The sequence below is a fragment of the Pseudomonas sp. EA_65y_Pfl2_P74 genome, assembly GCF_963970575.1.
GTDB lineage: Bacteria > Pseudomonadota > Gammaproteobacteria > Pseudomonadales > Pseudomonadaceae > Aquipseudomonas > Aquipseudomonas baetica_A.
Genome location: NZ_CAXAOQ010000011.1, coordinates 46,727 through 59,652, shown reverse-complemented (window position 1 = coordinate 59,652; position 12,926 = coordinate 46,727). Strand labels below are relative to the sequence as shown.

Here is a 12,926-nt window from a genome sequence, read left to right as displayed (position 1 = left end):
TTTGCCGGGGCTTTTTGAACGGACAGCCTGAATGGGCACACAGGCAATTCCCGACGGCCAACGACCGTAAACCTACCGACCGCTCATCGCTTTAGGAATGCTGCATGTCCACCCCCACAGTTCGCGAACAATTCCTTGTCATCAGTGCCCTCGGCGCCAACCCCATGGAGCTGACTAACGTCCTGTGCCGCGCCAGCCATGAAAATCGCTGCGCCGTGGTTACTTCACGCCTGACCCGCCACGGCGAGTGCAGCGCGCTGATCCTTGAGATCTCTGGCAGTTGGGACGCCCTCGCGCGTCTGGAAGGCAGCCTGTCGGGCCTCGCCAAGAAGCACGCTTTCACCGTCAACGTGGTGCGTAGCGCGGCGCTGGAAAATCGCCCGCAGGCACTGCCGTATGTGGCTTACGTCAGCTCGGCGTATCGCCCGGACATCATCAATGAGTTGTGCCAGTTCTTCATGGATCACAACGTCGAACTGGAAAACCTGACGTGCGACACGTATCAGGCGCCACAGACGGGCGGCACCATGCTCAACGCGACATTCACCGTAACCCTGCCGGCCGGCACCCAGATCAGTTGGCTGCGTGACCAGTTCCTGGATTTCGCCGACGCGATGAACCTCGACGCGCTGATCGAGCCTTGGCGCCCACAAAACCCAATGTAAGGAAGCTTTCATGGCCGTTGTCATCGACCAACCGGTAGCGGATTTCGAAGCACCTGCCACCAGCGGGCAAACCGTCAGCCTCTCTGCCCTGAAGGGCAAGCAAGTGGTGATCTACTTCTATCCGAAGGACAGCACCCCGGGCTGCACCACCGAAGGCCAGGGCTTTCGAGATCAGTACGCGGCATTCAAGGCTGCCAACACGGAAATCTTCGGCATTTCCCGCGACAGCCTGAAGTCCCACGAGAACTTCAAGTGCAAGCAGGAATTTCCGTTCGAGCTGATCAGCGACAAGGACGAAGCCGTCTGCCAACTGTTCGACGTGATCAAGCTGAAGAAGCTGTACGGTAAGGAATACCTGGGCGTTGATCGCAGCACGTTCCTCATTGACAAGGACGGTGTACTGCGTCAGGAATGGCGCGGCGTGAAAGTACCGGGGCATGTGGATGCGGTGCTGGCGGCGGCTCAGGATCTGAACAAGGCCTGATGTTGTTGCGTCGTTTTCACTGACGCCTTCGCAAGCAAGCCCGCTCCCACACTGGATCTGTGAACGCCACGGTTCCTATGTGGGAGCGGGCTTGCTCGCGAATGGGCCTCAAGCCGCACCGAACAATACGGATCAGCCACTAAAGCAATGGCGCCACCGCCGGCTCCTTGCGCGGCCACGCATCCAGCACTGCCTTGAACAGCGTCGCCAGGGGAATCGCAAAGAACACGCCCCAAAACCCCCACAACCCGCCAAACAAAAGCACCGCGCAAATGATTGCCACCGGGTGCAGATTGACCGCCTCGGAAAACAGCAACGGCACCAGCACATTGCCGTCCAGTGTCTGGATGATCCCGTAAGCAGCCATCAAATAGATGAACTGATCGCTCCAGCCCCACTGGAACAACGCAATCAGCAGCACGGGCACCGTCACCACCACCGCTCCGACATACGGCACCACCACCGAAACCCCGACCAGCAAGGCCAGCAGCGCCGCATAGTTGAGGCCCAGCGCGACAAAAGCGATGTAGGTCACGCCGCCGCAAATCACAATCTCGATGACTTTGCCGCGAATGTAATTGGCGATCTGGCGGTTCATCTCCTGCGTGACACGGGTGATCAGCGCCCGTTCGCGGGGCAGATAGCCGCGTACCCACTCGCCGATCATTGCCCGATCCTTGAGAAAGAAGAACACCAGGATCGGCACCAAGACCAGGTAGATCATGATGTTCACCAACAGTGGCAAACTCGACAGCGAGAACGTCAGCGCCAACTGGCCGAATTTGCCAATCTCGCCGCGCGCCACTTCGATGGCCTGCAACACTTGCTCGTCGGACACCAGATGCGGATAGCGCTCCGGCAGCAACAAAAGCAGCGATTGCCATTTGGCAAGCATGCCCGGCAGCTCGTTGAACAGCGTGATCAACTGATGCCACAGCAGCGGCAACACCACGACGATGAAGAGCATCAAGACGCCCATGAACAGCGCAAACACCAACGCCACCGCAGCACCGCCCGGCATGCGCAGACGCTCCAGCGTGACCACCAGGCCCTGCATCAGATACGCCAGCACCATCCCCGCCAATACAGGCGCAAGCATGCCGCCGAGGGTGAGCACCGCAGTAAAGGCCAGCACCAGCAGCACCGCCAACACCACAGCCTCTTCGTCGGAGAAGTAGCGCTGAATCCAGTCGCGTAACACTTTGAACATCAATAATCCTTAGGTCTTTTACGCTGTCAGGTTCAGGCCTTTTTCAACCAGTAACGATAGACGCCCGATTCGTCTTCTTCACGCAGCAGCGTATGACCGGCCAATTTGGCAAAGGTGCGGAAATCGCGCTGCGAGCCCGCATCCGTGGCGATCACCTTGAGCACCGCACCGCTGGACAACTTGTTCAGTTCCATTTTTGCCTTGAGCAACGGCAACGGACAATTCAGGCCGCTGGCGTCCAGTTCCACATCATGGGCTACAGCGTCAGTCATTGCTTCACTCCGGATCAGGTCAGTCGAGCGGCCTAGAATATCTGGTCGCAGGCCTGGTGTCCGGCTACAGTAAGGTCTTTGTCTTCTAAGGCTTTGTGCATGACTTTTCTGCGCCCTACCCTGCTGACGCTCGCTTGCCTGCTCGCCTCACCGGGCTTTGCCGACGATCTGCCGTCACTCGGCGACGCCAGCTCTGCCATTGTCTCGCCACAACAGGAATACCAGCTCGGTCGCGCCTGGCTGGCCATGTTGCGCAGTCAGGTTTCACAACTCAACGATCCACAGCTCAAGGACTACGTCGAATCGAGCGTTTACAAGCTGGTGGAGACTAGCCAGGTTACTGACCGGCGCCTTGAATTCATCCTGATCAACAGCCCGCAGCTCAACGCTTTTGCGGCACCGGGCGGCGTGGTCGGGGTCAACGGTGGACTGTTCCTCAATGCGCAGACCGAGGGCGAATACGCGTCGGTACTGGCGCACGAACTGGCTCACTTGTCACAACGCCACTTCGCCCGCGGTGTCGAGGCGTCACAGCGGATGCAAGTGCCAATGATGGCCGCGCTGCTGGCCGGGATCGTGATTGCCGCGGCCGGTGGCGGTGACGCTGGTATTGCAACCATCGCGGGCACTCAGGCTGCTGCGATTCAGTCGCAACGGACCTTCTCCCGCCAGAACGAACAGGAAGCCGACCGTATCGGCATCCTCAATCTGGAGAAGGCCGGGTACGATCCGCGCTCGATGCCGAACATGTTCGAGCGCTTGATGCGCCAGTATCGTTTCGATGCCAAGCCACCGGAATTCCTGTTGACTCACCCGGTTACCGAATCGCGGATCGCCGACACCCGCAACCGCGCCGAACAGGCCAAGCCCGGCGGCATCGAAGACTCCATGCGCTATCAGTTGATTCGCGCCCGCGTCCAACTGATCTACGAGGGAACCCCGGGGTTGGGTGCCAAGCGCTTTCGCGCGCAACTGGACGAAAACCCGAAAAACGATGTGGCGCGCTATGGTCTGGCGATCGCGCAGATAAAGGGTGGCCAGTTGAATGAAGCCCGGGAGAACCTCAAGCAATTGCTGGCCAAGTCGCCAAACGAGATCATCTACAACCTTGCTCAGGTCGACCTGGACATCACCAACAATCGCCTGCCCGATGCACAGTCGCGGGTTGACCGCATGCTCACGCAGTATCCGGGCAACTATCCGCTGAACCAGGTTCGTGTCGACCTGCTGCTCAAACAGAATCGCGCCGCCGATGCCGAAAAGGCGCTGGAAGGCTTGCTCAAATCACGCCCGAATGATCCGGACGTCTGGTATCAGGTTGCCGAAACCCGTGGTTTGTCAGGCAATATCATCGGCCTGCACCAAGCACGCGCCGAGTACTTCGCGCTGGTCGGCGATTACCGTCAGGCGATCCAGCAGCTCGATTTTGCCAAACGCAAGGCGGGCAGCAACTTCCCGCTGTCCGCGCGCATTGACGCACGCCAACGCGAGTTGTTGGAGCAGGAACGCATGGTCAAGGACATGATGGGCTGAGTCATACCATCGATATAAAAGCTTCAGGTATAAAAAAACCGCCTCTTTCGAGGCGGTTTTTTTTAACCGTCAGCCTGCTTATTCAGCCAGTTTGAAGGTAATGAAGCTCGCGCGACCTTGGCGCAGAACACGCATCGACACCGAGCGATTCTTCGGCAGCGCCTTGGCGATCTCGGCGAACCCCTTGGTGGAGCCGATGGCCTGGTTGTTCAGGTGGGTGATGACATCACCTGGTTGCAGACCGATCAACGCCGCAGGACCGTCCTGCACTTCCTTGATGACCACACCCCCTTTGAGGTCGTACGCCTTCTTCTGCTCAGCAGTCAGCTCGCCCACCGACACACCGAGGCGGTTGCTGCTCGTTTCGGTTCCGGACTTCGGCAGAACATCCAGTTCTTTGTCTTCGTCAGGAATGGCACCGACTGTCAGTTCGACATTCTTGCGCTTCCCGTCACGGATCACTTCCAGATTGGCCTTGGCACCCGCTTTCAGTGCACCAACCAGATGCGGCAGGTCAGCGGACATGACAATCGGTTGACCATTCATGCTCAGGATCACGTCGCCCACTTGCAGACCGCCCTTGGCCGCCGGACCATCATCCTGGATCTGTGCAACCAGCGCACCGGCCGGTTTATCAAGACCAAACGACTCGGCCAGATCCTTGTTCACTTCTTGAATGACCACGCCCAGCCAGCCACGGCTGACCTTGCCACCGCTCTTCAACTGGTTCGACACATCCATTGCCACATCGATAGGGATCGCGAACGACACACCCATGAAGCCGCCGGAACGGGTGTAGATCTGCGAGTTGATCCCGACCACTTCACCGTTCAGGTTGAACAGTGGGCCACCGGAATTGCCCGGGTTGATCGGCACGTCGGTCTGAATGAACGGCACGTAGTTCTCGTTCGGCAGACTACGACCCACGGCGCTGACGATGCCTTGGGTCACCGTATGGTCAAAGCCGAAAGGCGATCCGATTGCCACCACCCATTGGCCAGCTTTCAGATCCTGGGACTTGCCAAGCTTGAGCACCGGCAGATCCTTGCCTTCGATTTTCAGCAAAGCCACGTCGGAGCGCGGATCAGTGCCGACCAGCTTGGCTTTCATTTCGCTGCGATCAGCCAGGCGTACGAGAATTTCGTCAGCATCGGCAATCACGTGGTTGTTGGTCAGGATGTAGCCATCCGGAGAGATGATGAACCCCGAACCCAGCGATTGCGCTTCACGCTGGCGTCCGCCGCCAGGCGAACGCTGCTGAGGCGGCATCCCGCGTTCGAAGAACTCGCGCAGCATCGGTGGCAGGCCTTCGAGATCGGGCATCTGCTGGTTCACTTTGCGATCCGGCAATTTCTGCGTGGTACTGATGTTCACCACTGCCGGCGAAGCTTGTTCGACCAGTTGCGTAAAGTCAGGCAGATCGGCTGCTTGCGCAGCAGGTACGGCCTGACCGAGCAACAGCACGGTGGCGAAAATGGAGAGATAAGACTTCAAGCTAGGTATCGACATACAGCTCCCGTTACGACGAGCAGGTTTAAGCGATATGGAACAAGGAACACCGGAAACCACACACCGGTATTTTTCTTCCAGGAAAAACAAACAAGGCCAGAGCCGTGAGGCTCTGACCTATAAAAAATTTCCGGGTGATTTGCAAATGAAAATGCTCAACAAACATTTCATCTCCGTCTGAACGAAGAAAGGGTAATGACTGAAATCAGCTCACTGCTTGCTGGTTGCTGGGGCATCGGTATTACGCATCGAAAGCGCAATTCGTTCGGCAGTGCCGATTGGAATCTCACCCACCACGGTGACCATGATCTCGCCTTCCGGCGTGGTCAACCGACGGGATACGGCGACAGTCGGGCCCAGTTGGGTGCGAGTATCCGTAACGGTAGCGCCATTCAATGGCTCAAGGAAAACCGAGAAGCGCGCCAAGCCATCGTCATACATCAGGCTGGTGACCTGCGCCTTTGTTTCCGAATCTTTGTGCGAAGCGCTGCTGGTCAGTTCGAAGCCCGGGGGCAACCACACTGAATGCCAGACCTGAGCCGTTTTCACGGCAGAAGCCTTGTCGCTGTCGAGCTTGACGGGCTTGCAGTCGGCGTCGGCCAGCAGGTCTTTATCAGAGGGTACATCGGCGGTATCGAGACTGGTGAACTGGAAGCGTTCGAGCAACTGCCCTTTGTCATTGAGCAACAATGACTTGAGCGCCAGCCCGGTCTGCTTGTCCAGATGCAACTCAAACCCGTAACGATGCTGGTCACGAGGCGTGAGCGATACGATCACTGCGTCTCGCCCGGCCACGCGCGATTTGCCAATGACGGCAAGGTCATACCAGTTCTTAAGCTTTTGCGGATCGAGAGAACGAGCGGCGGAGTTGGGAGTATCCCCCAGCCCGGCAATCAGGGTGCCGCTGACGCATTGAGTATGTCCATCAATGCGCACGACTTCCTGTGCAGAACCGTCGAGCTGAAGTAAACGCTCGCGAACCTGGCCATTCTGGACGCGATGCCAGATGTTATGGGTAGAAAAACTACCGTTACGCTCGTAAACGAATGTGCCTTTAAAGCTCTGCTGCTGTTCGGCCTGGCCCAGACGGGTCAACCAGTCCTGGGCCTCGTCGGCGTGGGCTGGAACAATGAACCAGCCACTGAGCAGAAGCGAGAGTAGAGGTATGGCGCGCATGATCCTCCTTAACGGTTTTCCAGGCTCGCTGCACGTGCATATGGCAGTGCGCTTTCAGTACCTTTCAGAGCTGCCTGTTGAGCGTGTTGGCGCAAGTAACCCGGCAGACGCTGATCGTGCCAGCCCGGCTGACCTTGCAGTACGCCGTTGGCCATAGGGCCAGTGGCTTCCGAACTCTCACTATAGCCTGCCAGAACAGCCGGGCCTTTTACTTGTGGAGTGGCCAGGGTTGGCTGGTTCGATTGCTGTGCCAGTTCAACACCTGCAATTTCGTCCTGGTTGTAAAGACGAACACCGGCCAGAACGGCAACAGTTACCGAGGCTGCAACAGCCAGACGGCCGAGGTTGCGCCATGGGCTACGGGATACTTTGGCCGGAGCCGTTTCGTCTTCCAGTGCAGCAGACACTGCCGCAGCGATATCCAGACGTGGAAGCAGCAAATCCTTGTGCATGGCTGCCCGAGCGATCTGGTAACGAGCCCAGGTCTCACGGGTTTCAACGTCGTCCAGTGCATTGAGCACTCGACGCAATTCCAATTCGTCCGCTTCGTTATCCATCACTGCGGACAGCGATTCCTGCAGGGCTTCACGACTCATGGCGTTCCTCTCTTGGCTGTCGCCGCTGTCTCAGTTTTCCTGCAACAACGGCTGCAGGGCTTTATCGATGGCCTCCCGGGCGCGGAAAATCCGAGAGCGCACGGTACCCACCGGACACTGCATGACGCTCGCAATGTCCTCGTAACTCAGACCATCGAATTCACGTAAAGTTAAAGCCGTACGCAAATCCTCTGGCAGTTGCTGAATGGTTCGATGGACGGTGCCTTCGATCTCATCCCGCAGCAGTGCACGTTCTGGTGATTCGAGATCCTTGAGGCCATGATCGCCGTCGTAGAACTCTGCATCTTCGGAACTTACATCGCTATCCGGCGGCCGGCGGCCGCGGGAAACCAGGTAATTCTTCGCCGTGTTAATGGCAATACGGTACAGCCACGTATAAAACGCACTGTCGCCGCGAAAGTTTCCAAGTGCTCGATACGCCTTGATAAAGGCTTCCTGAGCCACGTCCTGGGCTTCATGGGTGTCGTGCACAAAACGCACGATCAACCCGAGAATTTTGTGCTGATATTTCAGCACCAGCAGATCGAAAGCTCGCTTGTCGCCACGTTGAACGCGTTCGACCAGTTGCTGATCCTCTTCCTGGGTTAGCATGAACACTCCTCGATAAGCCCGGAGGAGACTTGCATAACTAAATGACCAGACTTGCAACCATAGACTCGGGCTTTTCGCAAAAGTTCTCCCCCTCCAAGCAAGTTTCCTGCGGGCTCTGTTTTGGCACGCACGAAAAACGCAGCGCGGGATAAACCGGCTGCGCGAATAATCTTGTCATCGGTTTCGCCGGCAGGAACCCAACCGCAGATTCCGCACGTAAGCCGACACTGTCCCTTGTTTCTGGCACCGTCTATTGATCTTGGGCCTTTGGCAAAAGTTCCAATTATTTATAGACGCACCCACTCCACATTGGGCAACCCCGGGAAGGAAAAGTCTGTTTCATCGTCGATACAGTCGTCTTTTCCCAAAACTCATGGAAAATCTTCCGACGAAACACACGGTTTTTTCCGTCACAGTAGTTTCACAATGCCATATAGGCCCGGCTATTGTGCCGCCCCACCCCTCTATATACTAGTGGGCTGTGTGGTTGTCTTGACTCGCCAATCCAGCTGTCTTGCGCCACCCCCGATCCGGGTCGCTTTGAGCGGAATCCTGAAATGAGCCAACAGTTTCAACACGATGTTCTGGTCATTGGCAGCGGTGCTGCCGGTTTGAGTCTTGCGCTGACCCTTCCAGGCCATTTGCGCATTGCCGTATTGAGCAAGGGCGATCTCGCCAACGGTTCGACGTTCTGGGCCCAGGGTGGCGTCGCCGCCGTACTGGACGACACCGACACTGTCGAATCCCACGTCGATGACACCCTGAACGCCGGCGGCGGTCTGTGCCATGAAGACGCCGTGCGCTTCACCGTCGAGCACAGCCGGGAAGCCATCCAGTGGCTGATCGATCAAGGCGTGCCGTTCACCCGCGACGAACAGTCCGGCACTGAAGACGGCGGCTTTGAATTCCACCTGACCCGCGAAGGCGGCCATAGTCACCGGCGCATCATCCATGCGGCCGATGCCACCGGCGCTGCGATATTCAAAACCTTGCTGGCCCAAGCCAAAGAACGCTCCAACATCGAACTGCTGGAGCAGCGGGTTGCCGTCGATCTGATTACCGAACGACGCTTGGGCATGGACGGCGACCGCTGTCTGGGCGCCTACGTGTTGAACCGCGCCACAGGTGAAGTCGATACCTATGGAGCGCGTTTCGTGATTCTGGCTTCCGGCGGGGCTGCCAAGGTCTACCTCTATACCAGCAACCCTGACGGCGCCTGTGGTGATGGCATCGCCATGGCCTGGCGCTCGGGCTGCCGCGTGGCAAATCTCGAATTCAATCAGTTCCACCCCACCTGCCTGTATCACCCGCAAGCCAAAAGCTTCCTGATCACTGAAGCGTTGCGCGGCGAAGGCGCGCATTTGAAGCTGCCCAATGGCGATCGCTTCATGCACCGCCTCGACAAGCGCGCCGAACTCGCACCGCGAGACATCGTCGCACGCGCCATCGACCATGAAATGAAGCGTCTGGGTGTGGATTGTGTCTATCTCGACATCAGCCACAAGCCTGAAGCCTTTATAAAAAGTCACTTCCCGACGGTTTATGAACGCTGTCTCGGTTTCGGCATCGACATCACTCAACAACCGATCCCGGTCGTACCCGCCGCGCACTACACCTGCGGCGGAGTCATGGTCGACCAAAACGGTCGCACCGATGTACCGGGTTTGTATGCCATCGGTGAAACCAGTTTCACCGGCCTGCATGGCGCCAATCGCATGGCCAGCAACTCGCTGCTGGAATGTTTCGTCTACGCCCGCTCGGCGGCGGCAGACATTCTGGCGCAACTCGATGATGTGACAGCGCCAAGCGCCCTGCCCGCGTGGGACGCCAGCCAGGTCACTGATTCCGACGAAGACGTAATCATTGCGCACAACTGGGATGAACTGCGCCGTTTCATGTGGGACTACGTCGGTATCGTGCGCACCAACAAGCGCCTGCAACGGGCCCAGCACCGTGTGCGCCTGTTGCTGGACGAGATCGACGAGTTCTACAGCAACTATAAAGTCAGTCGCGATCTGATTGAGCTGCGAAATCTCGCCCAGGTTGCTGAGCTGATGATTTGCTCAGCCATGGAGCGCAAGGAAAGTCGCGGCCTGCATTACACCCTCGACTATCCTGACCTGCTGCCCGAAGCGCTCGACACTATTCTGGTGCCGCCCACCTACGTCGGCTGAACTTGAGTCGTACTCGCAGACGTCGGTGCAGATCCGCCGTCTGCGAGTCCCGAGGCACACAGATCGACCTGACCTGCCACTCCCCGCGCAAACGAAAGCGCAGCACCACGATCAACGGCAGCGCCAGACTGTCGGGGCGCAACTGCACGGCTTGCCAGCCTTCGACCTGATTCCACAATTGCCAGCCATCGGCATCTCGACGCAATCCACAAAATGCTTTTGGATGACTCAGCAGGATCTGCCGCGGCAATACCCAGAAACCGTGAACCAGGCAGCCGAAAGCACCGACCAGACTCGCCCAGAGAGGAATAGACAGTAGGCACAACGAGCCCAAAGCGAATGCCTGGGCCAATAGATACGCCGCCAGCAACTGCCGTGAGGCATGCCAGCGGCATTCGAACGTATTACTTGGGCTGAACACGATCCAGGATCATGCGAACCATGCGTTGCAATTCCGGATCTTCGGACTCGCTGCGCTCCATGAACCAACCGAACATGTCCTGATCCTCACACGTCAGCAGTCGCACGTACAAATCGCGATCCACCTGATTCAGGTCTGCGTAAACCTCTTTCACGAACGGCACCAGCAGCACGTCAAGTTCAAGCATGCCGCGACGGCTGTGCCAAAAGAGGCGATTGAGTTCAACTTGTTCGACCATGGGGCCCTCCTCAAATTTGGCGGCAAGTATACAGCCCCCACGCGGCTCGCACAGTCGGCTTTGGTCGGGCACCATCGATCCTTTATGAACTACCCATTTCAACAACGCCCCCTTATGATGTGCCCCAGACTTTTTTACCCTGCGAAGACCCATGGCCGATTCTGCTTTTTTCTGCACCCTGTCTCATGAAGGCGTTCTCGCGGTTCGCGGCGCGGATGCCGGAAAATTCCTGCAAGGCCAATTGACCTGCAACATCAACTACCTGAGTGACACCAAGGCCAGTCTGGGTGCGCGCTGCACACAAAAAGGCCGGATGCAGTCCAGTTTCCGCATTCTGCTCGAAGGTGACGGCGTGGTGCTGGCCATGGCCAGTGAGCTGCTGGAGCCGCAACTGGCGGATCTGAAAAAATACGCCGTGTTCTCCAAATCCAAACTGACTGATGAAAGCGCCGCTTGGGTGCGTTTCGGCCTGTCGCATGGTGACAGCGCCTTGACCAGCCTCGGTCTGGACTTGCCGGCGGAAACCGACAGCGTCGTGCGCAGTGAAGGTCTGGTCGCGATTCGCGTCTCGCCGGATCGTGCCGAACTTTGGGTGCCGGCCGATCAAGCCGATGCGATCAAAAGCAAATTGTCGGCGGTCCTGCCTGAAGGTGAACTCAATCATTGGCTGCTGGGCCAGATCCGCGCCGGTATCGGCCAGGTCATGCCGAGCACCCGCGAACTGTTCATCCCGCAGATGCTCAACCTGCAAGCAGTTGGCGGCGTAAGTTTCAAGAAGGGTTGCTACACCGGCCAGGAAATCGTCGCGCGCATGCAATACCTGGGCAAACTCAAGCGCCGCCTGTATCGCGTGAGTCTGGAGGCGGGTGAGTTGCCGGAGCCCGGCACGCAACTGTTCGCGCCGAGCCACAACAGTTCGATCGGCGAAATCGTACTGGCCGCCCACGCCGGACAAAACATTGAACTACTGGCGGTGCTGCAGGCCGAAGCTGCCGAAGCGGGCAATCTGCATCTGGGCAGCCTTGAAGGCCAGACACTGCACTTGCTCGATTTGCCCTACGAACTGGATCGCGACCGCGAAATCCAGCGCTGATCGCAGCGTTTGTGCAACACCCTAGAGAGTCTAAATGAGCGAACTGGCGGATAAGGTCCAAAAGGATTTGATTGAGGCCATCGACAACGATGACCTGGTTCTGCCCACGTTGCCGGAGGTGGCCCTGCAAATTCGCAAGGCCGCTGAAGATCCGGAAATCAGCGTCAGCGACCTGAGCAAAGTGATAGGCCGAGACACCGCGCTCTCGGCGCGCCTGATCAAAGTGGTCAACAGCCCCCTGCTGCGCGCGGCGCAGGAAGTCACCGACCTACACACGGCCATCACCCGACTGGGCATCAACTACAGCAGCAATCTGGCGATCGGCCTGGTGATGGAGCAGATTTTCCACGCCAGTTCCGAAGTGGTGGAACAGAAAATGCGCGACGTCTGGCGCAAGAGCCTGGAAATCGCCGGGGTCAGTTATGCGCTGTGTCGCCGCTACTCCCAGCTCAAGCCCGATCAGGCGGCATTGGGCGGGTTGGTGCATCAGATCGGTGTGCTGCCGATTCTGACCTACGCCGAAGACCACTACGAACTGCTGTCGGACCCGGTCAGCCTCAACCATGTGATCGACAACATTCATCCGCTGCTCGGTGACAAACTGCTGCGCGTTTGGGAGTTCCCCGAGCGACTGGTGAAATTGCCGGGGCTTTATCAGGATTTCACACGCGATTCGGCTGAAATCGATTACGTCGATCTGGTGCAAGTGGCGAGCCTGTATTGCCACAAGGACACCGATCATCCGTTTGCACGCATTGATCCGCTCACTGTCCCGGCGTTCAGGAAGCTTGGGATCGATCCCGAGAACAAAGTGTTGTGCGCAGACCTGGAAGAGTCGCGGACGATGTTTTACTGATCTGAAACCACGCCATTGGCGAGCAAGCCCACAGGTTTACGCGCCCACTGTGCGAGCTTGCTCGCGAAGAGGCCTGCACACCCCATA

15 protein-coding genes are annotated in these 12,926 nt (G+C 57.9%); 7 read left to right on the top strand and 8 right to left on the bottom strand.

Annotation, left to right across the window (positions count from 1 at the left end):
* Nucleotides 1–104: 104 nt before the first annotated feature.
* Both AACY18_RS10995 and AACY18_RS10990 read left to right on the top strand, forming a co-directional pair.
* Entirely contained in the window at nucleotides 105–665 is a 561-nt protein-coding gene (locus tag AACY18_RS10995; RefSeq protein ID WP_016984694.1) for a glycine cleavage system protein R, read from the top strand.
* Between the two features lie 10 nt (nucleotides 666–675).
* Nucleotides 676–1,149 carry a peroxiredoxin gene (locus AACY18_RS10990; RefSeq protein WP_095119107.1) on the top strand — a complete coding sequence of 158 codons (474 nt, stop codon included), beginning with the start codon at nucleotides 676–678 and terminating at the stop codon, nucleotides 1,147–1,149.
* A gap of 139 nt (nucleotides 1,150–1,288) precedes the next feature.
* Here AACY18_RS10990 and AACY18_RS10985 read toward each other — a convergent pair whose 3' ends face one another.
* Both AACY18_RS10985 and AACY18_RS10980 read right to left on the bottom strand, forming a co-directional pair.
* A complete protein-coding gene (locus tag AACY18_RS10985; protein WP_339430750.1) occupies nucleotides 1,289–2,359 on the bottom strand; it encodes an AI-2E family transporter in 1,071 nt (356 codons plus the stop codon).
* Nucleotides 2,360–2,391: 32 nt separating this feature from the next.
* Nucleotides 2,392–2,631 carry a sulfurtransferase TusA family protein gene (locus AACY18_RS10980; RefSeq protein ID WP_221729408.1) on the bottom strand — a complete coding sequence of 80 codons (240 nt, stop codon included), beginning with the start codon at nucleotides 2,629–2,631 and terminating at the stop codon, nucleotides 2,392–2,394.
* Nucleotides 2,632–2,730: 99 nt separating this feature from the next.
* On the opposite strand from AACY18_RS10980, the gene AACY18_RS10975 reads away from it, so the two are divergent.
* Nucleotides 2,731–4,164, top strand: a complete 1,434-nt coding sequence (locus AACY18_RS10975; RefSeq protein ID WP_339430749.1) for a M48 family metalloprotease — start codon at nucleotides 2,731–2,733, stop codon at nucleotides 4,162–4,164.
* A gap of 78 nt (nucleotides 4,165–4,242) precedes the next feature.
* Here the strand turns inward: AACY18_RS10975 and AACY18_RS10970 are convergent, their stop codons facing one another.
* A complete protein-coding gene (locus tag AACY18_RS10970) occupies nucleotides 4,243–5,673 on the bottom strand; it encodes a DegQ family serine endoprotease (protein WP_339464862.1) in 1,431 nt (476 codons plus the stop codon).
* 34 nt (nucleotides 5,674–5,707) lie between these two features.
* Between AACY18_RS10970 and AACY18_RS10965 the strand changes: the two genes are divergently transcribed.
* Entirely contained in the window at nucleotides 5,708–5,854 is a 147-nt protein-coding gene (locus AACY18_RS10965; protein ID WP_221729411.1) for a hypothetical protein, read from the top strand.
* Nucleotides 5,855–5,883: 29 nt separating this feature from the next.
* Here AACY18_RS10965 and AACY18_RS10960 read toward each other — a convergent pair whose 3' ends face one another.
* From AACY18_RS10960 to rpoE, 3 genes are read right to left on the bottom strand one after another with little or no spacing between them, the layout of a single operon-like run.
* A complete protein-coding gene (locus tag AACY18_RS10960; RefSeq protein ID WP_339430747.1) occupies nucleotides 5,884–6,849 on the bottom strand; it encodes a MucB/RseB C-terminal domain-containing protein in 966 nt (321 codons plus the stop codon).
* Between the two features lie 8 nt (nucleotides 6,850–6,857).
* Nucleotides 6,858–7,445: a sigma-E factor negative regulatory protein gene (locus AACY18_RS10955; protein WP_007911408.1), complete on the bottom strand. Its 588-nt coding sequence runs from the start codon at nucleotides 7,443–7,445 to the stop codon at nucleotides 6,858–6,860.
* A 30-nt stretch (nucleotides 7,446–7,475) separates the two neighbouring features.
* On the bottom strand, nucleotides 7,476–8,057 hold the full coding sequence (rpoE, locus tag AACY18_RS10950; RefSeq protein WP_003172477.1) for an RNA polymerase sigma factor RpoE: 582 nt from the start codon (nucleotides 8,055–8,057) through the stop codon (nucleotides 7,476–7,478).
* Nucleotides 8,058–8,614: 557 nt separating this feature from the next.
* Here rpoE and nadB point away from each other — a divergent pair.
* Nucleotides 8,615–10,231, top strand: coding sequence for an L-aspartate oxidase (gene nadB, locus AACY18_RS10945; protein WP_339464860.1), 1,617 nt, complete (start codon nucleotides 8,615–8,617; stop codon nucleotides 10,229–10,231).
* Here the strand turns inward: nadB and AACY18_RS10940 are convergent.
* Nucleotides 10,200–10,652 carry a protein YgfX gene (locus AACY18_RS10940; RefSeq protein ID WP_339430745.1) on the bottom strand — a complete coding sequence of 151 codons (453 nt, stop codon included), beginning with the start codon at nucleotides 10,650–10,652 and terminating at the stop codon, nucleotides 10,200–10,202. The two genes, nadB and AACY18_RS10940, sit on opposite strands and share 32 nt — an antisense overlap.
* Nucleotides 10,636–10,890, bottom strand: a complete 255-nt coding sequence (locus AACY18_RS10935) for an FAD assembly factor SdhE (protein WP_093438371.1) — start codon at nucleotides 10,888–10,890, stop codon at nucleotides 10,636–10,638. Before AACY18_RS10935 ends, AACY18_RS10940 begins: the two co-directional genes overlap by 17 nt.
* Before the next feature lie 151 nt (nucleotides 10,891–11,041).
* On the opposite strand from AACY18_RS10935, the gene ygfZ reads away from it, so the two are divergent.
* A complete protein-coding gene (ygfZ, locus tag AACY18_RS10930) occupies nucleotides 11,042–11,983 on the top strand; it encodes a CAF17-like 4Fe-4S cluster assembly/insertion protein YgfZ (protein WP_339430744.1) in 942 nt (313 codons plus the stop codon).
* Between the two features lie 34 nt (nucleotides 11,984–12,017).
* Nucleotides 12,018–12,839, top strand: coding sequence for an HDOD domain-containing protein (locus AACY18_RS10925; RefSeq protein ID WP_339430743.1), 822 nt, complete (start codon nucleotides 12,018–12,020; stop codon nucleotides 12,837–12,839).
* The last annotated feature ends 87 nt before the right edge of the window (nucleotides 12,840–12,926 follow it).